Here is a 26,358-nt window from a genome sequence, read left to right on the forward strand (position 1 = left end):
CTGCGTGGTAAAACAATAATTTTTGAATTGTAGTGCAATTGTAGTGCACTGGCAGCCTTGCTAAAACCCGCGTTTTGCACGGCCTGGGCCCAGGCAGTGCTCAACCGTAGGGAGCCGGCGAAAGTGGGGTGCCCCTTTTTTGAATTATTTTCGCGGGAGCGATGCTTGGCAGGCCATACGGCTTGCCAATTTTTCTGGCAGCGCTCCTTACCCCCTCCCCTATGGTCATTTTTAGCTCACTGCTCTCCGCCCTCCCCCCGCGCCGGCTGGTTGCTCTGTTAGGACTCGGGTTGCTCCCTTCGGCAGCCACCTGGGCCCAAACCACGAACTCGGGCACCGACAAATTTGCGCAGCTCGAAACCGTGCTGCCCACGCCCAACACCTACCGCACAGCCAGCGGCGCGCCTGGCAAAGACTACTGGCAGCAGCGCGCCGACTATGACATCAAGGTGTCGCTCGACGACGCCAAGCAGGCCATCACGGGCCGCGAGACCATCACCTACACCAACCGTTCGCCTGACACGCTGCCGTACCTGTGGGTGCAGCTCGACCAGAACGTGCTGGCCAAAAACTCCATCACGGCGACCACGGAAGTGAGCCAGCTGCAGGATAAAATGTCGTTCGCTGCCTTGGATGCCTTGTTGTCGGACTTCGACGGCGGCTTCAAGATTGAGAGCGTGACCGGCAAAGACGGCAAGGCCCTGAAGACGGTGACGAACTACACCATGATGCGCGTGGACCTGCCCGCGCCCCTGCGCCCCGGCCAGTCCTTCGCCTTCAACGTGAAATGGCACTACAATGTCAACGGCAAGCAGCCCCGCCGGAATGGCTACGAGTATTTCCCGGAGGACAAAAACTACCTCTATGAAATTGCCCAATGGTACCCGCGCATGGCCGTGTACTCCGACAACCAGGGCTGGCAGCACAAGCAGTTCTTGGGCAGTGGCGAATTCACCTTGCCCTTCGGGGATTACAAGGTGAGCATCACCGCTCCCGCCGACCACATCGTCGGTGCTACCGGCACGCTCCAGAATGCTTCGCAGGTGCTCACGGCTACGCAGCAGAAACGCTTCGAGCAGGCCAAAACCGCCAAAAAGCCCGTGCTCATCGTGAGCCAGGAGGAGGCTGTAAAAGCCGAAGGCAGCCGCGCTACTGCTACCAAAACCTGGAGCTTCGCCGCCAAAAACGTGCGCGACTTTGCCTGGGTTAGCTCGCGCAAGTTCATCTGGGACGCCATGCAAATCAAGCAGGACGGCAAGCCCGTGATGTGCATGTCGTACTACCCCAAAGAAGGCAATCCGCTCTGGGGCAAGTACTCCACCGAAGTGGTGGCCCACACCATCAAGACCTATTCAAAGCATACCATCCCGTACGAGTACCCCGTCGCCATCTCGGTGCACGGCCCCATCTTCGGCATGGAGTACCCGATGATATGCTTCAATGGCGGGCGCCCGGAGAAGGACGGCACCTACTCGGCCCAGACCAAGTATGCCATGATTGGGGTAATTATCCACGAAGTGGGGCACAACTTCTTCCCGATGATTGTGAACTCCGACGAGCGGCAGTGGTCGTGGATGGATGAGGGCCTGAATAGCTTTATGCAGTACCTGACTGAGCAGGAATGGGAACGCAACTACCCCTCGCGCCGCGGCGAGCCCGCCAACATCGTGGAGTACATGCGAACGGATAAAAGCCTGCAAACGCCGATTATGACCAATTCGGAATCGGTGCTGCAGTTCGGCAACAATGCCTACGCCAAGCCCGCCACGGCGCTGAACATCCTGCGCGAGACGGTGATGGGTCGGGAGCTGTTCGACCACGCCTTCAAGACCTACGCCCAGCGCTGGGCCTATAAGCACCCCACGCCGGCCGACTTCTTCCGCACCATGGAAGACGCCTCGGCCGTGGACCTGGACTGGTTCTGGCGCGGCTGGTTTTACACCACCGACTATACCGACCTCGCCCTGGAATCGGTGAAGGCTTACAACGTGAACACCAAAAACCCAGCGGTGGAAAACCAACGCCTGCAACAGCTGCAAGCGGCGGCCCCGGCTTCTATCTCGGCCCAGCGCAACGCCACCGAACTCAAGAGCACGCTCGTCGACGAAAAACCCGAGCTCAAGGACTTCTACAACCAGTATAATCCCCTGGCCGTGACGCCGGCCGACCAGCAGCGCTACACCTCTTACCTGGGCTCGCTCAGCGAAGAGCAGCGCCAGCGCCTCGGCGACAACCAGAATTTCTACGAGCTGAGTTTGCGCAACGTCGGGGGCTTGGTAATGCCCGTGATTGTGCAGCTCACCTACGCCGATAACTCGACCGAAATCCAGACCATCCCGGCCGAAATCTGGCGCAAGAACAACGCGCAGGTGAGCAAGGTGATTGTGACCAAAAAGCCGGTCATCAGCTTCGTGCTCGACCCCTTTCAGCAGACTGCCGACACGGATTTGAGCAACAACGCCTTCCCTCGTCAGCCCGCTGCCTCGCGCTTCGAGCTCTTCCAGCAGCAGCAGCAGGCCCAGCCCAACCCCATGCAGCAGGCCGCGCCCAAAGCCAATGCGCAGAAGCCGGAAAGCTCCACCGGAGGCTCAAAATAGCTACGAATTTCAGCTCAATAAAAAAAGCCCGCCGAATATCCGGCGGGCTTTTTTATTGAGCTGATTTGATAGACGCTTTACTCGTCGGCTACGCCGTCGCGGCCGGCATTGCGGCGCGGGGCACCGTGGTCGGCGGCATTGTCGTCGCCGGTAGCGCTGCGGTTTTCCTCGCGGGCAGCCGAACCGAAATTCGCGTCCCGGTCTTCGGCGCGCTGCTCGCCTTGGGCGGGTGAGCCAGCCTTGCTGCCGGGGCGGCTGTCGTCGTACGCATCGTTGTAGGAGCCCCCGCGCGAACCGTGGCCCTGGTCCGAGTCGCCGCCATTGGCCTGCACGTAGCCGTTGCGGTCGTCGCCGGTGCGGAAGTTCGGGGACTGCCGGGGTTCCTCGCGGCCGCGGTCGCCGTAGCCCAGGCTACTGGCGGGGCGCTGGCCGCGCTGGTCGGGTACTTCGGGGTCGTTGGTAGAATACCCGGGGTGTTGTTCCTCGCGCTGGCCTTGCTTGTCGAAGCCCGCTTGCGCCGGCAGGTAGTCTTCCGTCTGGTTGCGGCGGTCGGGACTGGTGGGGCTGCTGGCGTGGGCCGGGGTGGCGATACCAGCGGCGGCTTCTCCGCGCAGGGAGGTGTGGCCGTAGTCTTCCGCAAAGCCGCTGTCCCGGGTGGGGGCCGAGCCGTTGTCGTTTTGGTACGCGCTGTTCACGTCGGCGCGGTTGGGCTGGTTTCGGTTGTCGGCGTTGGGGCCGTTGTACCGCTCGCCTTGCAAGTGGCCGGGGTCGGCGGCAGCGCCTGAGGTATTGGCGGCGGGAGTGCCGCGTTCAAAGCCGTATTCGTGCCGCGGGTCGGGGCGCTCGTCGCGGCCGTCGTAGGCGCGGTAGGCATTGTCCTGGTGCCCGGGGCGGCCGGGGCCGCCGTAGTAGCGGTCCTCCGGCGTGTTGTGCGGCTCGTAATCGGCCAGCCGGTTTTGGTTGCCGAAGCCGCCGTGGGTGGTTCCGCCCAAATCCTGGGCCCCAAACTCGCCGCGGTTCGGGTCGCTGTCCTGGTTGTCGCGGCGGGGCTGGTCGTGGTAGCTGCCCTGGGTGCTGTTGCTGAAATTGCCGCCGTAAGTCCCCAGCGGCGTGAGGTCGTCGGGGTTGGCGGGCCGGTTCTCTTCCTGCTCATTTTCGGCCCCTAGGGCGCCTTCTGCCACGCTCAATTCCGCCTCCGCCAGTTCTTCACTCGACGGCGGAGTCTCCGGCAAATGAGCACGCAAGCTGCTGCCAGGGGCGGCGCTTGGCCGCGCGGGCGGGCCGCCGGGGATGCCCACGCCTGCGTTAGGTAACGTGTGCTTAGCGGCCGTGTTACCCACTGGCCCGTCAATGCGGTTGCCCGCAATGTCGTTGGACTCGGTATTCAGGTTTGTTTCCTCGTTTTCCATGGCCTGCGAAGCGCTTTTGAGTCAGTAAAAAGGGTGAACTCTCTTTCTATACGCGCCCTCCAAGCCGTTGTTTTACCAAGCGCTGCGCCCGCGCCCTTCGCCAGGCCAGGGCCGGACCATTCGGCGCCCTATTTTACCTTTGCGGAGCTTGCGCCCTTACGCGCCTTTTAATCCGGCCGCCAACCAACCGCGAACGGAGGCCGTTATGGCAGCGCCCGCTTCATTTTTTTACCCCTCTACACGCACATGCTCACCGGCACCGTTAAGTTTTTCGACGACACCAAAGGCTTCGGCTTCATCGTCGCCGACGACAATCAGGAAGAAATATTCGTCCACCAAACCGGCCTCATCCACGAAATTCAGGAAGGCGACCGGGTTCAGTTCAATATCAAAGCCGGCAAAAAAGGCCCTAACGCGGTGGACGTAACCCGCCTGCAATAGCAGAAAGCCCACTCCATTAGAAGTAGCGTCGTTGAGCTAAAAGCTCATCAGCAGTGCATAGAGAACCAGTTCTCTGCACCAATCCAATCGGCTGTCATGTAGACCGCAGCGAAGCATCTTCTCACGCTCCAACGATTTGTTCTAACTTGATAAGATGCTTCGCTGCGCTCTGCATGACAGCCGATTAGATTACTCTCGCGGGAGAGATGCTTCGACAAGCTCAGCATGACCGGCTAGTGTCATCATGACTAGCCGTTGGCTCAACAAGAAAGGCCGGCTCCACATTATGGAGCCGGCCTTTCTTGTTGGGCCAACGGCTACTTCTTATCCACGTGCTTAGCTACCCGCACGCCCACGGCCATGAGGCCAGGCAGCTGGTCCTGGCGCATGTACTGTTCCAGGGTCAGGGTATAGTTGCCGGGTTTGGCGAAGTGCTGCTTGGGCAAAGCCAGCAGCTGAATGTCGTAGATATCGCCGGTTCCGCTGCCTTTGGGCTCGCCGGTTTTGGGGTCCATCAGCAGCATTTGGTGTAGCAGGGGTGCGCCTACGCGGCCGGTGGGGCCGGTGAGGGTGTGCTTCACATACAGGTTGTAAAACCCGTAGGAGGAAGCGTGGCGCACGTTGAAATACACGTCGTAGCGCGCCGCCGTGTCCTGAATGGCGAAGGTGAAAGCCGGCTTTTGCTGCACGTCCCAGGAATAATTTGGGAAGTCAATGTTCTGCTCAAACACCCGATTGGGGTCACAGGCCGTGAGCACGCACAGTAGCCCGGCGGCCGTGGCCAATCGGAATGCAAAGCGTTGGTTCATATAGTAGGTCGTCAGTAGTGGCGAGGGGCCGTTGTCGGAAGGCAAAGAAAGCTTTGGTAGCGCTTACATCCGCGCTACTACTTTGCCTTCTGACCAACAGGTCCATTGACAGTTCAAGCAAATGGCACTAATCAGGAGCCAGCCGGGGCAGGAGCTGGCGCGGGAGCGGCGCTGCCGTCACCGGCCGGTCCACGGCCACCGCGGCGGTTGTTGCGCCCACCGCGGCCTTCGCGGCGCTCGCCGCCTTCGGCCCGGCGCTCTCCTGCCCCAGCCTCACGCCGGGGCCGGGCTTCGCCGCCGCCTTCAGCAGCTGGGCGGGGTGTCGCGTTGGCATCGGGGCGGCGCGTAGAGTCGGAACGGCGGTTGCGGCCACCATCGGGCCGGGGCTCGCCGGCCTCGCCCTCGGGGCGGGGGGCGTCGCTTCGGCCTCGGCCGTTGCGGCGGTTCAGGGGGCGGGCGGCGGCCCCGCGGCGGCCGCGCTGCTCGGGCACATCACCCAAGGCTGGTACCGGGTTGTCTATATCGCCGGGGCCGGGGCTGGTCATTTGCTCTGGCGGGCGGGGGCCCCCGGGAGCGGCGCCCGCCGGACGGCGGCCGTCGCGCGGAACCCGGCCTTCGCGAACTTCCCGGGGTTCGCGGGGCGGGCGGGCTTCGCGGGGTGCGGCGGCGCCTTCAGCGGCAGCCGCACGGGGTTCGCGCGGCTCGCGGCCTTCGCGGGGAGCACGGCTTTCGGCGTCAGCTTCGCCGCGGCTTTTCTTGCGCTTGGGGCGCTTGCTGCCCGACTTGATTTTGCCATCCAAGCGGTCGAGGTTGCCCTCCACAATGGCCGATACTTCGGGCTCGGGGGCTTCTTCGCGGGGCGGCAGCAGGCTTTCGATTACTTCGCCGCGCTTGTTCATTTCCAGCAGCTCGCGCACGCGGGCCGTATCCAGCATCACCCAGTTGTTGTCGCCTTTAAAGGCAAACCACATGCGGCGGCGGAAGATGTCGGTTTTCTGCAAGAAAGCCTCGCCCTTGCTGGTTTTCAGGGGGCGCTGCACCTGCGGAATGTCCTTCAGGGCGTCGAGGTAGGCGTCGAGCTCGTAGTTGAGGCAGCACTTGAGGCGGCCGCACTGGCCGGCCAGCTTCTGCGGGTTCAGGCTCAGGTTTTGGTAGCGGGCGGCCGTGGTGCTCACGGTTTTGAAGTCCTGCAGCCAGGTGGAGCAGCACAGCTCGCGGCCGCACACGCCGATGCCGCCGATGCGGCCGGCTTCCTGGCGCAGCGATATCTGGCGCATTTCCACGCGCACCCGGAACTCGTCGGCCAGGCGCCGAATCAGCTCCCGGAAGTCGACCCGGTCTTCGGCCGAGTAGTAAAACAGGGCGCGGGTGCGGTCGGCCTGGTACTCCACGTCGCTCAGCTTCATGCGCAGGCGCAGCTCGCCCACCATGGCCCGGGCCCGGAACATGGTGCCGTTTTCCAGGTCGCGCACGGCTTCCCAGCGCTCCACGTCTTCGGGGGTGGCAATGCGCAGGATGCTGCGGATTTCCTTGGAGTCGGTGGGCACTTTCTTTTTGCGCATCTGCAGGCGCACCAGCTCGCCCTTTAGGCTCACGTGGCCCAGGTGCCAGCCGCTGCCAGCGGCATCTACCACCACGGCATCGCCCGTGAACAGCGGCAGGCGCTGGTCGTTGCGCATAAACTCTTTACGGCCGCCCTTAAAGCGGACTTCTACGATATCGAACCCGGCAAAGGAGTCGGGTACTTCTACGTCCTGCAGCCAATCGAATACATTGAGGCGGTTGCAGCCGCCGGTGCTACAGCCCCCGTTGGATTTGCAGCCGCCCGGCTTGGTGCCGCAGCCCCCGCCAGAAGAACATGATGAACAAGCCACTAGCTAAAAAATATATAGTTGAGGGAAATTAAAATTTCCACGAAAATTCGGTTCCTAGCAAAGATACGAAATTCGACAGGCGCACCCCCGGCTGCCTGAAGTTGGGCTATACACGCACGCTCTGGGAAGCCAGCCAAAGGAAGCGCCGTGATAACGAGTGCAATAAAATAATGGTTTTATGATTTTTAACAGAATTGTGTAAAATTTTGGCAAATTCAATATCTAGGGATATTCACAAATGCCTCTACTGCTCAAAATTGCAATATTTTCAATAATTTTCGGTCATAGAGCGAAATCGCTATTGGTGATTACAATAATTCTCCTCTACTTGTGCCCATCCTTTAACCAATTTTCCACCTACCAAACCCCCAACAACCTATGAAAGTCAAAAATGTACTTTCCGCTGCCGCCGCTTGCGCCGCCTCCGTCTTGGCAATATCCTCCTGCTCGAAAGAGCAAGAGACCGTAGCCCCGGCCGACAACGCCAAGGTTTCTCAGGCCGTTCTGAGCCAGATTAAGGACATGGGCCTGACGACGACCGGCATCCAGCGGGTTGCCGGCGGCTACCTCGTCGAAGGCGACATTGTGGTGACCGACGAAAACCTGGCCAACAAGCCGAGCTACCAGATGATGCGCGTGGGCGGCGAAGAACAGTACCGCACCACCAACCTGGTGAGCGTGGGCTCGGGCCGCACCGTTAGCGTGCGCGTTTCCACGGCCTTGCCCTCGGCCTACGTGACGGCGACCGACGAAGCCATTCGCCGCTACAATGCCCAGAGCTTGCTCATCCGCTTTACCCGCGTGACGTCGGGCGGGGAAATTGTGCTGAACCAAGCCCCTTCGGGCTCCAGCTACCTGGCCTCGGCCGGTTTTCCCTCGGGCGGCAACCCCTACTACCAGGTGCTGGTTAACTCCGGCGCCATCGGCACGGCCAATGCCAGCACATACATTGCTACCATCCTCTCGCACGAGATGGGGCATTGCATTGGCTTCCGCCACACCGACTACATGGACCGTTCGTATAGCTGCGGCGGTGCTTACTCCAACGAAGGTGCCAGCACCGTGGGCGCCATCCTGATTCCCGGTACGCCCAGCGCCGCCGACCCCAACTCGTGGATGCTGGCCTGCATCGGCTCGGGCGTGAACCGTCCCTTCAACACCAACGACGTAACGGCCCTGCGCTACGTGTACTAGCCGGTACCGCTCCCCGATAGCGTTTAGAAAACAAGAGGTCCCGGGTCTTTTGACCCGGGACCTCTTGTTTTCCAGCCGGTGCCTCCAGCATTTAGCCCCACTTTAATAAAAATTTTACATTCAGCATTTTCCACCATTTTTCAACCCCACTTTCGACCCATTTCATGAAAATCAAAAACTTACTGTCCGCCACTGCTTTTGTGCCGTTTCGGCACTAGCGCTTTCCTCCTGCAGCAAAAAAGAGGAGGCCGCTGCCACCCCTACGGCCGTTGGTGAGCTTGTCGAGCCAGTTTCCCGCGGCGTACTCGGCGGCCATTGACGAAGCCATTCTTCGCTACAACAGCGCCAACCTGCAACTGCACTTCACCCGCGTAGCCAATGACGCCGCTTCTGACCTGCCCGTGAAGTACTCGGCTGACCTGGGCCCGGGCGTGCTCGGCCAGTCGGGTGGTTTCCCGAGCAGCGCCGGCAACCCCGCACCGGGTTTCACGCTGGTGCCCAACGTGATTAACAGCACGAACACCAATTACATTGGCACCATCATGGCCCACGAGATGGGTCACTGCATCGGCATGCGCCACACCGACTACTACAACCGTCAGTACAGCTGCGGCGGTGGTAAATCCAACGAAGGCGCCAGCACCGTAGGCGCTATTCTGATTCCCGGCACGCCGTCGCTGGCCGAGCCTAACTCCTGGATGCTGGCTTGCGTGGGCAGCGGCGTTAACCGCCCTTTCACCGCCAACGACCTCACGGCCTTGAACTACATCTACTAGTAGCTACGGCTGCTCGTATACTGTCTTAAGATAGTACGACAACAAAAAGCCCCGGCTCAACTGAGCCGGGGCTTTTTGTTGTGCCTTGCAATCCGGGGCTGGTGGCTGGGGCTTGGGTCATATAGTCGATGGTGCTATTGAATGACTACACGGATGGTTTGTTCGGCCTGGCTTTCCAGCTTCACGCGGAGCAGATACAGTCCTGGCTTCAGGCCGTTGGTGTTGAGCTGGTTGATAACGCCGTCGATAGTGGTTTCGCGTTGGAACCGGCCCAGCATGTCGTAGAGGCGAATGCTCACCGGGCTGCTCGTACCGGCAATCAGCCGCAGGGTTTCGCCCGCCAATACGGGGTTAGGAAAAGCTTGGACCGCCCCCTTCTGGAGGTAATACGCCTCTTGGACCTGGCTGTAAAACGGTTGCCCGGCCAGGTTATCCAGCCGCACGCGGTAGAGGTAGCCGCCGGCGGCCGGCGGCAAGTCGGTGAACGCAAATTGGGTCTTTGTAAGCGGCGCGAGGGTTTGCACAGCCTCATAGCCCGCGGCCCCCAGGCGCTCCAGCGTAGCCGACCGCAGGCGATACACGCTGCCCAGCTCCACATTGAACAGGATGGTGTTGTCGACGAGCTGGCGCGGCAGGAACGACCGAAAGTAGCACGCCGTGCCTTGGGTCATATAGTCGATGGTGCCGCCGGGCTCGGCCAGCTTGCCCTGCAAGATGGGCGCCACGGTATAGTAGCGGGTGGCCGCCATTTGGGCCCGGTTGAGCACCAGGGCCGTGTCGGTAGTAAGCGCTAAGGGTACCAGGGCGGTAGCCCCCATCTGGTACACCTGGTACTTGGCTACGCCGGGCACCCGCGTCCATTGCAGCAAGGTTTCTTCGGGGCAAGTAAAGCCCACTTGCAGCGTGGGCGCCCGCACGATGGCAAAGGTGTCGGAAGCATACGCCTGGCTGCCAGCCACCAACCGCAGTTGGGCCAAGGCCACGGTATCGGGCGCAGTCCAGGCGAGGTGGTTGTCAGTCAAAACCACGGTTGGGCTGGCCACGCGCCACTGGGCCTGGCCCACCGGCCGGTACTCGAGGCGGGCGGTGGTAGCGGGGCCGCTCCAGTGCCAGCGCACTGTGCTGGCAGCTCCCGGCCGCACGTTGCCCGCGCGTTGCGGGCTTATCCATTCCAGCCCAACCGGATTCACCTCGTAGGCCAAGCTGAACGACTGGGAGCCTTGGGGTACCGCAAAGCCGCGCACGTGCAGCTCGTAGGTGCCGGCGGCGGGCACGGTCAGGGTAATTTGCTCGGCGTTGTTCAGGTGGTCGGCGCCGCGGCGGGCGGGGCGCGCCAGGGAGTCGGCGTGGGGGTAGGCGCTGAGCACCCAGGGCTGCCAGTGCTGGCCGGTGGCCGGTGCCACCAGCTCCAGGTCCAGGTCGTTGACGAGGGCGCGGGCCGCGTTGGCGGCCGCATCCGGGTCGGCCCACACGAGGGTGGCTTTCAGCTGCTGGCCGGCAGGCACGGTGAGGGTAAAGACCTGCTCGGCGCCCTGCGCAACGGCTCCGTTAAAAAACTGGTTGCCGCGCATGGCCGCCAGGGCTCCCAGCGCATCGGCCTGCCCGAAGCCGCTCACAAAGTCTACTTCGGGTCGGCCCAGGTCGTCGGCGCTGTTCAGCAGCACGGCTTTGACGAGGGTGGCGGGCGGGAGCGTGCCGCTGTGCTGGTCGCGGTAGGTTTGCTGCAACAGCACCCCCATGCCCGACACCAGCGCCGCCGACTCGGAGGAGCCGCCTTCGCCGTAGGCCACCAGCTCGGGCTTGATGCGGCCGTCGTAGGCAGGCCCGCGCGAGCTGAGCGCCGCCACCTGGCCCGAGGGGTCGGTGGCGCCCACGGTCAGGGTATTTTTCGACATCTTGAACTGCCCCGTGACGTTGGCTACGCCGGCAATGCCGGCGTATGTGCCGGTTGGGCTGGCCAGGGTGCCCACGTTGCCCGACGAAAACACGTGCAGCAGCGTGGGAAACTGCCGCACCTGGCGGTCGTACTCCTGGGCTTCTACGCCGTAGTAGTTTTCGATGGCCACGCCGTAGGAGTGGTTTTGCACCGATATGCCCGCTTGGGTTAGCTGCGTGCCGTTGTCGGGCAGCAGGCGGGCAAAATCGGAGGTAGCCAGCCGGACCTCGCGGGCCACGCCCCGGCCCAGCGGGTGCGAATTGCCGGCGCCCCCGATAAGGGTGGCCATAGCGGTGGCGTGGCTGGAAGGCGGCCCGGGAAACGTGCCCGCGCTTATCACCCGGCCTTTTAAATCGATGTCGTTCGGGTCAAACGGCTGTTCTTTTACCGACACCGCGATGCCCTGGCCGGCCAGCTGCGGAAAACGCGCCTGCACCGCCGCAATGGCGTTCACCGACAAGTCCGAATTATTGAGCTGTCGCTCCTCGTGCGCCTGGCGGTCGGGTACGTCCACAAATTGTACGAAGGGGCAGGCGGCTAGCTGCACCAGCGTCGCAGTGCTCAGCCCCGACACGGCCAGCGTGCGGGCCGAAGCACTGGGCTGCGACACCCGAACCGCGGGCAGCTGCTGCTGCACCCATTGCTGAAAAGCCGGCCGGTCGGCCACGCTCACCCGCACGGCCCGGGCCGCCCGCTGGGCCCCGGCAGCCTGCAGCCCGGGCGCCAGCTTGGCCTGGGGGCCAGCTGGGGGCGTCAGGGTTTGGGCCGGCAGCGAAACCGCGGGCAGCAACAACAGGGCCATGCACTGCCAGTGGCGCGCCAGCCGCTTCCACGGCCGGGCAAGGCCCGTGTGGCCAAGTCGTGTTAACCCCATGTATGCAAGTATTTTGGTAGAAAAATCAGCTCAATTCGGGTAGAAAAAGCAGCTCAATTCGCCCGTTGCCAAAGATAACCAGAACCGTCTGCTAATTCTGGTTTACCGCCATACCTCAATATAAAAAAAGAACCCGCACACGGCGGGTTCTTTAGCGTTTCTCAACCGTGATGCGCTTACGCGCCGGGCTTGAGCACCACCTTGGTGCAGTTGTCCTTTTTGTTGCGGAAGATGTCGTAGCCGTGAGCCGCCTGGCTCAACGGCAGGCGGTGCGAGATGATGTCGTCGAGGCGCACGTCGCCGTTGGCCACGTGCTGCAACAGGCGGTCGATGTGCTTGTGAGCGGGGGCCTGGCCGCCCTTCAACGTGATGCCTTTGTCGAAGAACTGGTGGATGGGGAAGTTGTCGAAGGGCGAAGAGTACACGCCCAGCACCGACACAAAGCCGCCCCGGCGCACGGCACTCATGCAGGCCAGCAGCACTTTATCGGAACCCTTTTCCAGGTTGATGACGGCTTTGGCGCGGTCGCCCAGGCTGCGGTCGGGCTCGAAGCCCACGGCTTCCACGCACACGTCGGCCCCGTAGCCGCGGCTCATGCTGCGGATTTCGTCCACCACCTGCTGGTGGCTTTCCCAGAGGATGGTTTCGGCGTTGGAGGTTTGGCGGGCTTTGTCGAGCCGGTACTGCTGGGTGTCGATGATGATGACGCGGCTGGCGCCCCGCAGCCAGGCCGATTTGGCGGCCATCAGGCCCACCGGGCCGGCGCCGAAAATGGCAATGACCTCGCCGCCCTTCACCCCGGCCCAATCGATGCCGGTGTAGCCGGTGGGGAAGATATCGGTGAGGAAAAGCACCTGCTCGTCGGTGAGGTTGTCGGGCACTTTGCGGGGGCCGAAATCGGCGTAGGGCACGCGCACGTACTCGGCCTGGCCGCCGTCGTAGCCGCCATACAAATCAGTGTAGCCGAACAGGGCACCGCCTTTTTCGGTCATCAGGCCGCCTTCGGGGCCGTAGTGTTCGGGGTTGGAGTTCTCGCAGTGCCCCGGCAGGTCGTGGTTGCAAAACAGGCAATGCCCGCAGGCAATGGGAAAGGGCACCACCACGCGGTCGCCGCGCTTGAGGTTGCCCACGCCCTTGCCCACTTCCTCCACAATGCCCATGAATTCGTGGCCCAGGGTCATGGGCCGCGGCTGCGGGATGCTGCCGTTGTAGATGTGCAGGTCGGACCCGCAAATGGCCGTGCTGGTGACGCGGATAATGGCGTCGCGGGCGTCCAGGATTTCCGGGTCGTCTACAGTGTCCACGCGGACATCTTTCGCGCCGTGAATTCGGAGTGCTTTCATGGAAATGGGGTAAGAAATGAGGAGGAAGAACTCCTTAACCTAACGCTCCCCTTTTCCAGAGGTTACTTCGACTGGCTTTACCCGCGAATTAACCTGGGCCTTAGCCAAGGCTATTTCAATTGATACACTGCCACTCCCAGCGTTGTGAAAATATAGGCAAAGGACTCTCCCACCAATACTTGCCGCACGCCGCCCGGCTCCACGCCGGCCGGCAGGGCCACGCGGCGCTCGGTCAGGTTGTAGAGGTGAAAAAAGTGCACCGCCCCCGCGTTGAAATAATACAGCTCGTCGCCCCGAAAGCCCACCATATTCAGCCCAACGAAGGGGATTTTCTTCTTGTAGGTGCCCAGGTTATCGAACACGTAAATGCCGGTGTTGCGGTCTACCAGGTAGGTGTTGTTTTGGTACTGGCGCAGGAAGCGGAAATCGGGCCGGGAACGGCCAATGAGCAAGTCCAGCGGTGTATTCTGCACGAGGCGCTGGGTGTTGGGGTCGAATTCGCGCAGCACGAGGTTGCTTTCGTCGAGCAGCCAGATGCGGTTGTCGGGGGCCAGGGTGGCGGTGCGCACGGTGCCATCGAGCACGTCGGCCAGCCGCACCTCGGTGATGGGCGCCAGGAACCGGTCGAGCAATATCAGCTGCTGCCGGTCGTCGTTGAATACGAGCGTACTGGTTACGTTCCAGGCTTCAACCTGTGCCACGTGGCCGGGCTGCGTGGGGGCGTAAGTGTTCAGGGGCAGCCCTTCCGGGCCGTATTGGCGCAGGTTGTTGTCGGCATCGGCCACGTAAAGCGCGCCGCGCCGGTCCAGCGAGGCAGCCCCAGGGTTGGGCAGCTTGATGAGGCGCACGAACTTCCAAGTCGCAGCGGCGGGAGGCGGCGTCGCCTCAGCCGGCAGCGCGGCCGGGGCCTGCACCGGGGCCACTATCACTTTAGAAGGCGGCGCGACCGAACCCGCGGATGGCACCGTGACCTGAGCGTGGGCCACGGTTACGCTCAGTACCAGCAGGGAAAAAAATTGAGCTAAACGCCCGTCCGCAAACCAGTTATGCTGAGCTTGTCGAAGCATCTCTACCGCGCTAGTAATCAAATTACTTACACGGGCGAGGTGCTTCGGCAAGCTCAGCATGACGTTCGTTTTGCTATTCATTTACTTCTCAAAATGCCGCAGGGCCAGTTCATTGCCATCGTACACGCCATAGGAGCAATAATTGACCCATTCACCCAGGTTCACGTAGCGGCTGCCGGGGCCTACGGCAATGTCGAGGGGTAAGTGCCGGTGGCCGAACACGTAGTAATCGTGGTGCGTGAGGGTTTCGACTTCCCGGCAGTATTGCAGCAGCCACTCTTCTTCCCCAAAATATTTGGCGTCGGCCTCGCCGTTTTGCAGGCGGCTGTGGCGGCTCCACTTGTTGGCCATGCCGATGCCAAAGTTGGGATGCAGGCGCGCAAAGAGCCATTGCGCCGTGGAGGACGTAAACACCTGTTTCAGCGCCTTGTAGCTGTAGTCTTTGGGCCCAAGCCCGTCGCCATGGCCAATATGAAAGAGCTGGTTGCCGATGCGCTGCGACACTTCCTGGCGCAGCACCGGAATGCCCATTTCTTGGGTGAAGTAGCCAAACATCCACATGTCGTGGTTGCCGGTGAAGATGGTCACGGGCAAGCCGGCATCCGTCAGCTCGGCCAGCTTGCCCTGCAGGCGAATGAAGCCGCGCGGAATGGCGTGCTTGTACTCAAACCAGAAGTCGAAAATGTCGCCCAGTAGGTAGATGGCCGCGGCATCCTGGGCTGCCTCGTCCAGCCAGCGCACGATGCGCCGCTCCCGTTCCAGCGACGCCGCAGCATTGGGGGCACCCAGGTGAAAGTCGGAGGCGAAGTACACCCGGCGGCCGGGCGGTAGCGCCAGGTCGGGTAGCATGCGGGGTGGCTTCATAGATTTTGAATGAACAATGAGGAATGAAGAATGAAGAATTGGTAGTTGGGCTAATTCCTCATTCTTCATTCCTCATTCTTAATTAGGAATAAGCTCAGCGTCATCTTCCAGGAGAAAGAGCGCCAAGCGGCGCGGGCCGTGAGCCCCGAGCACTAAGGTTTTTTCAATATCGGCGGTGCGGCTGGGGCCGGAGGTGAGCGATACCATGGAAGGCATCTGCGCGCCAAACTTTGCCTGCACCACGCGCAGGGCCTCCCCTATTTCGGCCACCACCTGGCTGGGCCGGGCCAGTACCAGGTGCTGGTCGGGGTAGATGCTGAGCCGGCGCCCGCTGGCCGTGGCGGCCGAAACCAGCACGCTGCCCGTGCGCGCCACCAAGGCCTCGCACGAGGTCAGCCCCAAATCAGCGTGCTCAACAAAGTCAGCTTCGTCGGCTTTGAACGCCACGCCGGCGGCCCGCAGCAAGGCCTGTATCTGGGGCTCCCACACGTAGGGCGCGCCCACCTGCTGCCGCTGCTGGAAACCAGCAATTTGCACGGCCAGATGCGCCAGCGACTCGCAGTAGTAGAACTCGCCACCCACGCGCTGAAAGCTCTCCGCAAAAGCTACTACTGCGTCGCTGTTGTTCAGCGGCGGGTGCACAGGGGAGGCAAAGTTGGGCCGGGGCGGTAGCGGAGCGGGCTGCGCCAGTCCCTGGCGGATGCGAGCCAGCACAACGTCGCGGGAAGATTCGGACATGCCGCAAAAGTACCTGTACAGTTTTACAAAAAAAGCCAGCCCTCGCGGGCTGGCTTTTGCATGCGGATGATTACCGGAACTATGCGGGAGTTGTGGCGCTGCCCGCTTCCACATCCGAACCGGGGCGCGAGGTGCGGTCGTCGTCCATGCCGGGCAGGTGCAGGTCGGGCAGGTCGTTGCCGAGTTTGCCAGCCGCGGCTTGTTCGCCTTTCACTTCGCTCTCGGTTTCGCTGCGGTCGGTACCGGCCATGTGGGCCTGGTAGTTGGTCTGGCTGTCGAAGGGGCGCTTGCCCACGAGGCGGGTCAGGTCTTCCTGCTGGAGCACTTCTTTCTCCAGCAGTTCCTTGGCTACTACTTCCAGCTCATGGCGCCGCTCGGTGAGCAGCTCCTTGGTGCGGGTGTAGGCGTTTTCGATGATGGTACGAACTTCTTCGTCAATCATTTGCGACGTAGCTTCCGAATAAGGCTTCGAGAAGCCGTATTCGTTCTGCCCTTTCGAGTCGTAGAACGACACGTTGCCGAGCTTGGCGTTCATGCCGTACATGGTCACGATGGAATAAGCCATCTTGGTGATGCGCTCCAGGTCGCTCAGGGCGCCGGTGGAGATTTTGCCGAACACCAACTCTTCGGCGGCGCGGCCACCCAGGGCCATGCACATTTCGTCGGTCAGCTGCTCGGTGTTGTACAGAAACTGCTCTTTGGGCAGGTACTGCGCATAACCCAATGCTGCTACACCCCGGGGCACAATGCTCACTTTCACCAAGGGGTCGACGTGCTCCAGGAACCAGCCCGCGATGGCGTGCCCGGCTTCGTGGTAGGCCACGATGCGTTTCTCGCCGGGCGAGATGATTTTGTTTTTCTTCTCCAGGCCACCAATTACGCGGTCAATGGCGTCGGTAAAGTCTTGGTCAGTCACCATTTTCTTGTCGCGGCGGGCGGCAATCAGGGCCGCTTCGTTGCAGACGTTGGCAATCTCGGCGCCGGCAAAGCCGGGCGTCTGGGCCGACAGACGGCGGGCGTCTACGTCGGGGCCCAGGGTCAGGGGCTTGAGGTGCACCTGGAAAATCTCGGTGCGCCCGTTGATGTCCGGCTTGTCGATGCTGATTTGACGGTCGAACCGGCCGGGCCGCAGCAGGGCGGAGTCTAGGGTATCGGGGCGGTTAGTGGCAGCCAGAATGATGACGCCGGAATCGGTACCGAAGCCGTCCATCTCCACCAGCAGCGAGTTCAGGGTGTTTTCGCGCTCGTCGTTGCCGCCGGGCACGGAGCCCCGCGAGCGGCTACGGCCCACGGCGTCAATCTCATCGATGAAGATGATGCAGGGCGCCTTGGCTTTGGCTTGCTTGAACAGGTCGCGCACCCGGGCCGCGCCCACGCCGACAAACATCTCGACGAAGTCGGAGCCCGAAAGCGAGAAGAACGGCACGTCGGCTTCGCCGGCTACGGCTTTGGCCAGCAGGGTCTTGCCGGTGCCGGGAGGGCCCACCAGCAAAGCACCTTTCGGAATCTTACCGCCGAGGATGGTGAACTTGCTGGGGTTCTTGAGGAACTCCACAATCTCCTGCACTTCCTCCTTGGCTTCTTCGAGGCCGGCAACGTCTTTAAAGGTGATTTTCACCTTATCGCCGCCTTCAAACAAGGCCGCGCGGCTCTTGCCAATGCTGAAAATCTGCCCACCGGGGCCCGCGGCGCTGCCCATGCGGCGCATCAGGAACCAGAAGCCGACAATCATCAGGATGATGAAGCCGTAGGTGCCCACGTAGTCCCCTGGGCTTTGCCGGGAGTCGATGTTGAGCGGCAGGCGCTGGGCTTCCGGCAGGGTTTTCTGGATGCGGTCCAGGTCCTCCTGAAAAAGCTTGGCGTCGACGACGGGGAAGTAGAACTGCGCCCCGGCCCCGGTGGTACCGAAGGGGGTGCGCCGCGTCAGCTCCTGCCGGTACTCTGGCTTGGCCAAGGCTTCGGTCTTGAGGCTCACCTCCACCAACTTTTCGTTGATGATGGTGATTTCCCGCACGTCGCCGGCCGCCAGCATCTGCTCGAAGCGCTGCTGGTTGATTTTGGCGGGCGAGTTCAGGTTATTGACCCACATGACCCCGAACAAGAAAACCAGCAAGCCGGCCAACACCCACAGCTGCACGCCCGGCCGCGGATTGGGGGCCGGCATCAGGGGCTTTTTCTTTTTATTGTTATTGGGATTTTTATCCGACATGAAAATAGCTAGTTAAATCAAGTATAACTACGGGAGCAACACCGCGCCGAAAGCAAATGTTCGGTACGGATAAGACGTGCTACCTACGTATTTATTTTACCAAGCTTAAGCTTCTTCGGCTTCGATATAGCTGATGTTGGCATCGCCCCACAGCTCCTCGAGGGCGTAGAACTTGCGCCGGTCGCGTAGGAAAACGTGCACCACCACGTCCACGTAGTCGAGCAGTACCCACTCGCGGTTGGTGCGGCCCTCGGTCTGCCAGGGGCTTTCGCCGGTTACTTTTTCGATTTCTTCTTCTACCGAGCGGGCGACGGCATCTAGCTGCGTGTCCGAATTGGCCGAGCAGATGATGAAATAGTCCGCCACGGCGTTTTTGAGCTCTTTCAGATTCAGCACCACGATGTCGGACGCTTTCTTGTCTTGCATGCCGCGGATAACCAAATCTGCCAATGTGTCTGAGTCCTGCCGGACCAACGTGCTTTTCATATTGTGTTGTTAGGTTTGAGCTTTACAGCCAAAAGTCTACGAAGTTAACGAAACGCGAAAGAAGGCCGTGGTTCTCACCCCTCAAACCTTGTTCACGGGCCAGCAATTGATATGGCTGCCGGCTTGTGCCTCCACCAATTCGGAGGCCCAGGCCCTGATTGTCCAAAACCGGGCCAGCGACGGCTGCACCATAATTACGGACTTTCAGACCGCTGGCCGGGGCCAGCGCGGCAACCAATGGGAGGCCGCCCCCGCCGAAAACCTGATGCTTTCGGTGGTCTGGCAGCCCACGTTTCTGGCCGCCGCCCAGCAATTCCAGTTGAGCCAGGCCGTGGCCCTGGGCGTGCACGATTGGGCCGCCGCGCTGCTGGGCCCCAGCCCCAAACTGAAGCTGAAATGGCCCAACGACCTGTACTATGGTGACCAGAAATTTGGTGGCATTCTGATTGAAAACAGCCTGAGCGGCACAAAGATTCAACACAGCATCGTCGGCATTGGGCTGAATGTGAACCAACAAACTTTTGCGGTGCCCACGGCCACGTCCATCGGCCAGCTCACGGGCCGTGCCTACGCCCGCGAGGCCCTGGCGGCGCGCCTGCTCGAGTGCCTGGAGCGGCGCTACCTGCAGCTGCGCGCCGGGCAGGTGGGCAAGCTGCGGCAGGCCTACCTGCAGGCCCTGTACCGCTACCAGGAGACGCATCCGTTCGAAGTAGCGGGCCAGACGGTGAGCGGCCAAATTGTCGGGGTGGAGAAAGATGGCCGGCTGGCCGTGGCCATCGGCCACGAGCTACGACGCTTCAGCTTGCAGGAAATCAGGCACCTATAGCCCGTTTTCAACTCGAGGAACGGCTCCATTTCCTTGGAAATAATTTGCCGCTTGCTTCGTACATTAGACTTATTAAATAAAATTTAGGCCTTCGGGCAACCTGCAGCGGGTGGAAGCCGAGTGGTTTTTGAAGCGGGCAAGCAACGTTGGGCCGCTTCGGGCACTCTCTCTATTTGAAATGCGGCGCCGCCTTCCGGGCGGAGTCAGCAGCGGGTTCAACCCGGCACGGTGCTTGTTTTTATCAACTCAATCAACGCACTTTATCTGCCAACACTTTTTCTGCTATTGTCATGAAACTCTTTACTCGTTCGGTGGCGGCGCTGGCCCTCATGGCCCTGACGCTCGTGCCGTCATTGGCAGCCAACATCACCATTCAGGTGGGCGACAACTTCTACCGCGGGCCGGGCAATACGACTGGCTCCAGTGACATCCGCACCATCAACGTAGGCGACGTGGTGACCTGGACCTACGTGGGCCAGCTCAGCCACCCCACGGCGTCGGATAACGGCGCCTGGGCCACCTTCCCCATGGACGCCGCCAACAAAACGAAGTCCATCACCTTCACCACGGCCGGCGAATTCCCCTACCACTGCACCGTGCACGGTGCGCCGCGGGTGGGCATGTTCGGCGTTCTCACGGTGGTGGCCGCGCCCACGGCCACGCTCAATGCGCACGCGGCGGGCATCACCGTCAACGTGTACCCCAACCCCAGCCACGGCCAGATAACCGTGCAGCTCAACCAGAAGCCCGGCGCCGACTACAAGCTGCGCCTGAGCAACATCATCGGCCAGGAAATCCGCACCATCGCCCTCAAGCCGGAGCTAACCGCCGCCGGCCTGCCCCTAGACCTGAGCGACCTGCACGCCGGCATGTACTTGTACAGCCTGCTGGTAGACGGCAAGGTGGTGACCACCAGGCGCCTCGTCTTGCAGAATTGAGCTAAAATTCTTCTGATTGAATTACCGAAAAGCAGCCTCTGGCTGCTTTTCGTGTTTGTAAGCCACAAGGCCGCGTTTCGCCCCCTGCTCGGGCCGCCCGCCGCACGCCCGGACCAGGCATTGATTTGCCGGCAAACATGAGCCCGAAGCTTTATGCAACTGCAACGTTGCAATGCCTACTTTTGACCTTTAGCTGCTTTCCTAACTTTCGTTTCCCGACCCTCGCCTGCTGCGTTGGCCACTGGGGCCTGCGCTCTATACGATTCTATGCGTTCCTTCAAAAGCCTGAATAACCTTGTCGGCTGGCTCGTCTTTGCCATTGCTGCCGTCACGTACCTGCTCACCCTGGAGCCCACCGCTTCGTTCTGGGACTGTGGCGAGTTCATTGCCTGCTCCTACAAGCTGCTGGTGCCCCACCCCCCCGGGGCACCCACCTTCCTGCTGCTGGGCCGCCTGATGTCGCTGTTCTCGTTTGGCGACGTGACCAAGGTCGCGGTGCTCATCAACGCCCTGTCGGGGCTGAGCAGCGCCTTCACGGTCCTGTTTCTCTTTTGGATAATCACCCGCATGGCCCGCAAGCTGGTGCTGCGCGAGGCCGTGGCCAACAGCGCCCTGGCGGCCGAGGCCATCGAGCCGTCGCGCTACCAGACCTTCCTCATCCTGAGCGCGGGCGTGGTGGGCGCCCTGGCCTTCACTTTCTCCGATTCGTTCTGGTTCAATGCCGTGGAAGGCGAGGTGTACGCCATGTCGGCGCTGTGCACGGCGGCCGTGGTCTGGATAATGCTGAAGTGGGAAGCCCACGCCGACGAGCCCGACTCGGACAAGTGGCTCATCCTCATTGCCTACGTTATCGGCCTGAGCATCGGCGTGCACTTGCTCAACCTGCTAACCCTGCCCGCCTTGGGCTTTATCTACTACTACCGCCGCACCCAAAACCCGACCGTAAAGGGCGGCATTATCGTGATGGTGGTGAGCATGATTATCGTGGGCTCCATTCTGGTGGGCATCATTCCCGGGCTGCCCACCCTGGCCGGCAACTTCGAGGTGTTTTTTGTCAACACCGTCGGCCTGCCGTTCAACGCCGGCCTGTTTATTTTTCTGCTGGTCTTCGCGGGGCTGATTTACTTCGGCTTCCGGCTGTCGTTTCAGCGCCGCAGCCAGCTGCTGAACACGGCCATGTTGTGCTTTGTGTTCATCTTGATTGGCTACTCGAGCTACCTCATCGTGCCGATTCGCAGCTCGTTTAAGCCCACCATCAACGAAAACGACCCCGAGGACGTGCTTTCCTTCGTGAGCTACCTCAAACGCGAGCAGTACGGCTCGCGGCCCCTGCTCTACGGTCCGCACCTCTTTGCCCAGCCCGACCACTACGAGGAAGGCGCGCCGCGCTACGCCCGCGACCCCAAAACCAGCACCTACAAGGAAATCCTGCCCCGCCAGCAGGAGCCCGGCTACCGCGACGAGGACAAGATGCTGCTGCCGCGCATTTACAGCTACGAGCCCGACCAGATTGCCAACTACAAGAAGTGGGTGGACCTGCAGGACGGCGTGAAGCCCACCATGGGCCAGAACCTAGCCTTCCTGTTTCGCTACCAGATGGGCCACATGTTCTGGCGCTACTTCATGTGGAATTACGTGGGCCGCGAGTCCGACGTGCAGCAGGCCGGCGTGGTCACGCCCTTTAGCCCCAGCGCCAAGAGCCTGCCGCCGCGCATCGGCGAGAGCCCGGCCCACAACAACTTCCTGGCCCTGCCCCTGATTCTGGGGCTGATTGGGCTGTTTTTCCAGAGCCGCCGCAACAGCAAAGACGCCTGGGTCACGGGCCTGCTGTTCCTGATGACCGGCCTGGCCATCGTGTTCTACCTCAACCAGCCGCCGCGCGAGCCGCGCGAACGCGACTACACCTTCACCGGCGCCACGTTTGCCTTTGCCATCTGGATTGGGCTGGGCGTACTCGGCCTGGCCGACTTGTTTGGCAAAGTGGTGAAGGCCGACGGCCTGCGCGCCGGCCTGGCCCTGGCGGTGGGCCTGCTGGTGCCCGGCATCATGGCCGCCCAGGGCTGGGACGACCACGACCGCAGCGGCCGCTACAACTCGGTAGATTCGGCGAAGAACCTGCTCAACTCCTGCGCGCCGAATGCCATCCTGTTCACCAACGGCGACAACGACACCTTCCCGCTCTGGTACGCCCAGGAGGTGGAAGGCGTACGCACCGACGTGCGCGTGGCCGTGCTCAGCTACCTGAACACCGACTGGTACATCGCCCAGATGAAGCGCCGATCCTACAAATCGGCACCGTTCCCCATCAGCATGGGCGAAAAGGCCTATGCGCAGGGCACCAACGACATGCTGCCCTACGCCGCGAACCCCGCCGTGCAGAGCGTCAACCTGAAGGAGTTCATCCAACTAGTGGCCGACAACAACCCCCTGCTGCAGGTGCAGTACCAGGAAGGCGGCCTGGGCATGATGTCGTTCCCGACCCCGAACTTCTACCTGCCCGTGGATACGGCGGCCGTCAAGAAGCTCGGCATCATCCCCAAAGACCGGGAGAACCAGCTGGTGTCGCGCATGGACTGGAGCATGGGCAAGCGCGCCATCGAGAAGAAAAACCTGGTGATTCTTGACATGATTGCCACCAACAACTGGCAGCGCCCCATCTACTTCAGCAGCACCGTGGCCCCGAGCGACTACATGAACCTGCAGCCCTACTTCCAGCTCGAAGGCATGGCCTACCGCCTGCTCCCGCTGAAAGACCCCAAGTACGACCCCCGCAGCGGCGAAGAAGGCTTCGTAGAAAAGGACATCACCTACCAGCACCTGCTAAAGGATTTCCAGTACCGCGGCCTGCAGAACCCGCACATTTTCTACGACGAGAACAACTTGCGCTTCCCGGCCAACTACCGCGACAAGTTTGCCCGCCTCTCAACGGCTTACCTCTCCGATGGCAACGTGGCCAAAGCCAAGGAAGTAGCCGACAAGTGCCTGGAGCTGATGCCCGACAACGCCATCCCTTACGACTACTACTCGCCGCAGCTGGTACCCGCGCTCATCGCCGGCGGCGAGAAAAAGAAAGCCGACGAGCTGCTCGACACCATGACGCGCCGCTCGGAGCAAATGCTGGCCTACTACGCCACCAAGCCCGACGCCAGCCTCTTCGAGGACGACCAGCGCGGCTACCTGCTTAGTCTGCAAAGCGTGTATCGCGCCGCCGAGCTCAGCGGCGACAAAGCCCGCAGCGAAAAGGCCATTGGGCTGATGAACCAGTACTACCCGCGCTAGTTCGGCAGCCCAACTGCACCGGAAAGGCCGGCCCGCACCCTGCGGGCCGGCCTTTTTGCATACTAATACGCAAGCTGGCATACGCAAGCTGGCCGTGGTCTAAGCGCAGCGACGACTACGCGCCTCAGGTAACGGCGAGTTTGCAACTCGCCGTGCGAACTGGGGCAGGCCGTGCATGACTTTGTCTTGAATGGCTACTCATGGGCGAGTTACAAACTCGCCCCACGACCGGCATGCAGTCGTCGCTGCGCTTAGACTAAGGCCAGCCTATGACCAGCTTAGGGAAAAGCACCGTTCGTGAGGACATTCTGCATTTTAACCAACATTTCCTGTTCCCTGAAAAGGACTTTGTATTTCCGTATTCGTAGTCCTCATTATGCTTGCTTATTCGCGCTACTGGCTCTGCCTAGCCTGGCTGCTACTGCTCCACTGTGCCTTCGCCCCCCTGGCCCAGCATCCCGACTTCGCTGGCCTCTACCGCGACGGCCCCCACCTCGACGTGGACACCCGCCGGGAAGGCGACAGCCTGCGCTTCTACCTGAGCTTACCCACCCCCGCTCGCCTGGGCCCGGGCCATCCGCTGCGCCTGGCCGTGTGGCCCAGCTACGAAGCCCGGCAGCCGCTGTGGCAAGACAGCATTCCTCGCCGCCAGCAGCACCCGTGGCCCACGGCTGCTGGCACCCGGCTTACTTTCTGTGTGCCCGCAGGCCGCGTGCCCACCGGAACAATAGTGGAGCTGCGCACTACACCTGTTGATACCAAAGACGACTACCAGGACCCCACTACCACCGCTTGGCTCCACCTGAGCGAAGCCCAGCTTGCGCGCCCGTTTGTACTCACCGATTCGGTTGGGCTGCCCCTGCTGCGCCGCTACGTGCGGGCCGGCGAAGCCTTTGGCGTGGATAGCTACGGCCTATACCAGCCCGTGCGCTGGAAACGCTACGAGGTAATGCCGGTAGCCGCCCTGCCGCCCATGACCAACCCCGCCGCCATGCCGGCCGGCCCGCGCGTGCTGCCCGTGCTCGACTCCGCCGAAGCCCGTCCCGGCGAGTCATTGCGCTTTGCGACGCCGGGCCTCTACGCCCTGCACGTGGGGGCCACCGGCAGTGCTCCCGGCCGCACACTGGCCGTAATGGTGGCCGCCAACAACTACCCCGCCCTCACTACAGCCGCCGAGCTAATTGAGCCACTGCGCTACCTCACCACCAGCCAGGAGCGCAAGCGCCTCACCGAGTCACCGGACCCCAAACGCGCCGTGGACAAGTTCTGGCTGGACATTGCCCAGGGCAACCAAACGCTGGGCAAAGACCTGATACGCCGCTACTACGGCCGCGTGACGGCTGCCAACCACCTCTTCGCCGCCCACAAAGCCGGCTGGCTCACCGACCGCGGCCTGCTTTACATCGTGCTGGGTCCGCCGCCCAGCGTGCGACGCCTCTTTAATGGCGAGGAACGGTGGTTTTATCCCGAGGGCAGCCTGGGCGGCGGACCGATAAGCTACACCTTCCGCCCCCGGCCTAGTACCTTTGCACCTGATTACTACGAATTGGTGCGCCGGCCCGAGTACGAATTGCTCTGGTATGCCGCCGTTGAAAAATGGAGAACCCCACCGACCGCCCTGACCGGCCCGAACGTCCCAACCGACCGGTAGCCGGCCGCCGCTTCTACGATGGTGCCAACCGGCCCGTCACCCCCAAGCAGTTCCGCCCCGACCGCGGCGGCAGCGAGTTTGACGACCGCCCCGCCCGCCCCCGTGGCCGTGGAGGCAGCGACAACCGCGACGAAGCCGCCGGCGACCGCACCGGCCGCTCCGACCGCGGCGAATCCCGCCCGCCCTTCCGCGAGCGCAACGGCGAAGGCTCGAATGACCGCCCCCGCTACGAAAACCGCCCTGCTGCCGACCGCAGCATCGACATGCTATTTGGCCTGCGCCCCATTCTGGAAGCGCTGAGTGCCGGCCGCACCCTGGAGAAAATCTTCCTGCTGCGCGGCACCAAAAACAGCCTCGTAGCCGATATCTCGGCCGCGGCCCGAGCCGCCGGCATTCCGGTGCAGTTGGTGCCCAGCGAGAAGCTTGACGGCCTCACCCGCAAGAACCACCAGGGCGCAGTCGCCTTTGTGTCGCCGATTGACTACGCCCCGCTCGACAGCATTGTCTCCGGCTTGTTTGAGGAAGGCAAAGTTCCCTTCCTGCTGCTGCTCGACCGCATCACCGACGTGCGCAACTTCGGCGCCATTGCCCGCACGGCCGAGTGCCTGGGTGTGCAGGCCATTGTGGTGCCCGGCCGCGGCGCGGCCCAAATCAACGGCGACGCCCTGAAAACGTCCGCCGGCGCCTTGAACATCCTACCTGTCTGCCGTGAAAACAACCTGCAGGAAACCATCAAGTATCTCCAGCAATCGGGCGTGACGGTAGTGGCCTGTACCGAGAAAGCCGACGAAGCCGTAGGCAGCGCCGAGGTAGATTTCACCGGCCCCGTAGCCGTGCTCATGGGCTCGGAAGAAGACGGTATCTCGCCGGAACTGCTGCGCTTGGCCGATGTAAAGCTGAAAGTGCCCATGGCCGGCCAAATCCAGTCTCTGAACGTGAGCGTGGCCGCTGGCATCATGCTGTTTGAGGTGGCACGCCAGCGTGTGAACGCGGCGTAGCCGTGCTGACTCGCTAGTCATTGCGAGCGGAGCGAAGCAATCCATCTTG

19 protein-coding genes are annotated in these 26,358 nt (G+C 62.0%); 9 read left to right on the plus strand and 10 right to left on the minus strand.

Annotated features, from left to right (window positions below; genetic code table 11):
* Nucleotides 1-221 precede the first annotated feature (221 nt).
* The gene (locus AUC43_RS02815) at nucleotides 222-2,597 is read left to right on the plus strand and encodes a M1 family metallopeptidase (RefSeq protein ID WP_068189683.1); all 2,376 of its coding nucleotides are present in this window, start codon (nucleotides 222-224) and stop codon (nucleotides 2,595-2,597) included.
* 77 nt (nucleotides 2,598-2,674) lie between these two features.
* Here the strand turns inward: AUC43_RS02815 and AUC43_RS02820 are convergent, their stop codons facing one another.
* On the minus strand, nucleotides 2,675-4,006 hold the full coding sequence (locus AUC43_RS02820; protein ID WP_068189686.1) for a hypothetical protein: 1,332 nt from the start codon (nucleotides 4,004-4,006) through the stop codon (nucleotides 2,675-2,677).
* Between the two features lie 246 nt (nucleotides 4,007-4,252).
* On the opposite strand from AUC43_RS02820, the gene AUC43_RS02825 reads away from it, so the two are divergent.
* A complete protein-coding gene (locus AUC43_RS02825; protein WP_068189689.1) occupies nucleotides 4,253-4,447 on the plus strand; it encodes a cold-shock protein in 195 nt (64 codons plus the stop codon).
* A 317-nt stretch (nucleotides 4,448-4,764) separates the two neighbouring features.
* On the opposite strand, the gene AUC43_RS02830 is transcribed toward AUC43_RS02825, so the two are convergent.
* The gene (locus AUC43_RS02830) at nucleotides 4,765-5,256 is read right to left on the minus strand and encodes a gliding motility lipoprotein GldH (protein WP_068189693.1); all 492 of its coding nucleotides are present in this window, start codon (nucleotides 5,254-5,256) and stop codon (nucleotides 4,765-4,767) included.
* 131 nt (nucleotides 5,257-5,387) lie between these two features.
* Complete coding sequence (locus AUC43_RS02835) at nucleotides 5,388-7,130, minus strand: PSP1 domain-containing protein (protein WP_082684867.1); 1,743 nt, start codon at nucleotides 7,128-7,130, stop codon at nucleotides 5,388-5,390.
* 378 nt (nucleotides 7,131-7,508) lie between these two features.
* Here AUC43_RS02835 and AUC43_RS02840 point away from each other — a divergent pair, with 378 nt between their 5' ends.
* Together AUC43_RS02840 and AUC43_RS02845 are read left to right on the plus strand one after the other, a co-directional pair.
* Nucleotides 7,509-8,324, plus strand: coding sequence for a M57 family metalloprotease (locus AUC43_RS02840; RefSeq protein ID WP_068189695.1), 816 nt, complete (start codon nucleotides 7,509-7,511; stop codon nucleotides 8,322-8,324).
* 272 nt (nucleotides 8,325-8,596) lie between these two features.
* Entirely contained in the window at nucleotides 8,597-9,100 is a 504-nt protein-coding gene (locus AUC43_RS02845; RefSeq protein WP_157780900.1) for a M57 family metalloprotease, read from the plus strand.
* 134 nt (nucleotides 9,101-9,234) lie between these two features.
* On the opposite strand, the gene AUC43_RS02850 is transcribed toward AUC43_RS02845, so the two are convergent.
* From AUC43_RS02850 to rsfS, 7 genes are all read right to left on the minus strand, one after another.
* Entirely contained in the window at nucleotides 9,235-11,910 is a 2,676-nt protein-coding gene (locus AUC43_RS02850; protein ID WP_099092868.1) for a S8 family serine peptidase, read from the minus strand.
* A 176-nt stretch (nucleotides 11,911-12,086) separates the two neighbouring features.
* Complete coding sequence (locus AUC43_RS02855; RefSeq protein ID WP_068189705.1) at nucleotides 12,087-13,253, minus strand: zinc-dependent alcohol dehydrogenase; 1,167 nt, start codon at nucleotides 13,251-13,253, stop codon at nucleotides 12,087-12,089.
* 110 nt (nucleotides 13,254-13,363) lie between these two features.
* Entirely contained in the window at nucleotides 13,364-14,320 is a 957-nt protein-coding gene (locus AUC43_RS02860) for a hypothetical protein (RefSeq protein ID WP_157780901.1), read from the minus strand.
* A gap of 81 nt (nucleotides 14,321-14,401) precedes the next feature.
* On the minus strand, nucleotides 14,402-15,184 hold the full coding sequence (locus tag AUC43_RS02865) for a UDP-2,3-diacylglucosamine diphosphatase (protein ID WP_068189712.1): 783 nt from the start codon (nucleotides 15,182-15,184) through the stop codon (nucleotides 14,402-14,404).
* A gap of 78 nt (nucleotides 15,185-15,262) precedes the next feature.
* Entirely contained in the window at nucleotides 15,263-15,922 is a 660-nt protein-coding gene (locus tag AUC43_RS02870) for a LutC/YkgG family protein (RefSeq protein WP_068189716.1), read from the minus strand.
* Between the two features lie 79 nt (nucleotides 15,923-16,001).
* Entirely contained in the window at nucleotides 16,002-18,131 is a 2,130-nt protein-coding gene (ftsH, locus tag AUC43_RS02875; RefSeq protein ID WP_068189719.1) for an ATP-dependent zinc metalloprotease FtsH, read from the minus strand.
* A gap of 105 nt (nucleotides 18,132-18,236) precedes the next feature.
* Nucleotides 18,237-18,617: a ribosome silencing factor gene (gene rsfS, locus AUC43_RS02880; protein WP_068189721.1), complete on the minus strand. Its 381-nt coding sequence runs from the start codon at nucleotides 18,615-18,617 to the stop codon at nucleotides 18,237-18,239.
* A 67-nt stretch (nucleotides 18,618-18,684) separates the two neighbouring features.
* On the opposite strand from rsfS, the gene AUC43_RS02885 reads away from it, so the two are divergent.
* The 5 genes from AUC43_RS02885 to rlmB all read left to right on the plus strand — a co-directional run bounded on the left by AUC43_RS02885 (nucleotide 18,685) and on the right by rlmB (nucleotide 26,309).
* Nucleotides 18,685-19,443: a biotin--[acetyl-CoA-carboxylase] ligase gene (locus AUC43_RS02885; protein WP_068189724.1), complete on the plus strand. Its 759-nt coding sequence runs from the start codon at nucleotides 18,685-18,687 to the stop codon at nucleotides 19,441-19,443.
* Between the two features lie 290 nt (nucleotides 19,444-19,733).
* Nucleotides 19,734-20,381 carry a T9SS type A sorting domain-containing protein gene (locus AUC43_RS02890; RefSeq protein WP_068189729.1) on the plus strand — a complete coding sequence of 216 codons (648 nt, stop codon included), beginning with the start codon at nucleotides 19,734-19,736 and terminating at the stop codon, nucleotides 20,379-20,381.
* 267 nt (nucleotides 20,382-20,648) lie between these two features.
* Nucleotides 20,649-23,660, plus strand: coding sequence for a glycosyltransferase family 117 protein (locus tag AUC43_RS02895; RefSeq protein WP_068189733.1), 3,012 nt, complete (start codon nucleotides 20,649-20,651; stop codon nucleotides 23,658-23,660).
* Nucleotides 23,661-24,036: 376 nt separating this feature from the next.
* Nucleotides 24,037-25,311 (plus strand): GWxTD domain-containing protein, encoded by a 1,275-nt coding sequence (locus tag AUC43_RS02900; protein ID WP_068189737.1) that lies wholly within the window; start codon nucleotides 24,037-24,039, stop codon nucleotides 25,309-25,311.
* Nucleotides 25,257-26,309 carry a 23S rRNA (guanosine(2251)-2'-O)-methyltransferase RlmB gene (rlmB, locus tag AUC43_RS02905; protein WP_082685250.1) on the plus strand — a complete coding sequence of 351 codons (1,053 nt, stop codon included), beginning with the start codon at nucleotides 25,257-25,259 and terminating at the stop codon, nucleotides 26,307-26,309. The genes AUC43_RS02900 and rlmB overlap by 55 nt, the downstream gene beginning before the upstream one ends.
* The last annotated feature ends 49 nt before the right edge of the window (nucleotides 26,310-26,358 follow it).

The organism is Hymenobacter sedentarius, assembly GCF_001507645.1.
GTDB classification, from domain to species: Bacteria; Bacteroidota; Bacteroidia; order Cytophagales; family Hymenobacteraceae; genus Hymenobacter; species Hymenobacter sedentarius.

Bases quoted from the DNA above. Each gene is read 5' to 3' on its own strand.
- AUC43_RS02830 (WP_068189693.1), bottom strand. From the start codon at position 5,256: ATGAACCAACGCTTTGCATTCCGATTGGCCACGGCCGCCGGGCTACTG.
- AUC43_RS02850 (WP_099092868.1), bottom strand. From the start codon at position 11,910: ATGGGGTTAACACGACTTGGCCACACGGGCCTTGCCCGGCCGTGGAAG.
- AUC43_RS02825 (WP_068189689.1), top strand. From the start codon at position 4,253: ATGCTCACCGGCACCGTTAAGTTTTTCGACGACACCAAAGGCTTCGGC.
- AUC43_RS02895 (WP_068189733.1), top strand. From the start codon at position 20,649: ATGCGTTCCTTCAAAAGCCTGAATAACCTTGTCGGCTGGCTCGTCTTT.
- AUC43_RS02815 (WP_068189683.1), top strand. From the start codon at position 222: ATGGTCATTTTTAGCTCACTGCTCTCCGCCCTCCCCCCGCGCCGGCTG.
- AUC43_RS02870 (WP_068189716.1), bottom strand. From the start codon at position 15,922: ATGTCCGAATCTTCCCGCGACGTTGTGCTGGCTCGCATCCGCCAGGGA.
- AUC43_RS02865 (WP_068189712.1), bottom strand. From the start codon at position 15,184: ATGAAGCCACCCCGCATGCTACCCGACCTGGCGCTACCGCCCGGCCGC.
- AUC43_RS02855 (WP_068189705.1), bottom strand. From the start codon at position 13,253: ATGAAAGCACTCCGAATTCACGGCGCGAAAGATGTCCGCGTGGACACT.
- rlmB (WP_082685250.1), top strand. From the start codon at position 25,257: ATGGAGAACCCCACCGACCGCCCTGACCGGCCCGAACGTCCCAACCGA.
- rsfS (WP_068189721.1), bottom strand. From the start codon at position 18,617: ATGAAAAGCACGTTGGTCCGGCAGGACTCAGACACATTGGCAGATTTG.
- AUC43_RS02840 (WP_068189695.1), top strand. From the start codon at position 7,509: ATGAAAGTCAAAAATGTACTTTCCGCTGCCGCCGCTTGCGCCGCCTCC.
- AUC43_RS02890 (WP_068189729.1), top strand. From the start codon at position 19,734: ATGAAACTCTTTACTCGTTCGGTGGCGGCGCTGGCCCTCATGGCCCTG.
- ftsH (WP_068189719.1), bottom strand. From the start codon at position 18,131: ATGTCGGATAAAAATCCCAATAACAATAAAAAGAAAAAGCCCCTGATG.
- AUC43_RS02900 (WP_068189737.1), top strand. From the start codon at position 24,037: ATGCTTGCTTATTCGCGCTACTGGCTCTGCCTAGCCTGGCTGCTACTG.
- AUC43_RS02860 (WP_157780901.1), bottom strand. From the start codon at position 14,320: ATGCTTCGACAAGCTCAGCATAACTGGTTTGCGGACGGGCGTTTAGCT.
- AUC43_RS02820 (WP_068189686.1), bottom strand. From the start codon at position 4,006: ATGGAAAACGAGGAAACAAACCTGAATACCGAGTCCAACGACATTGCG.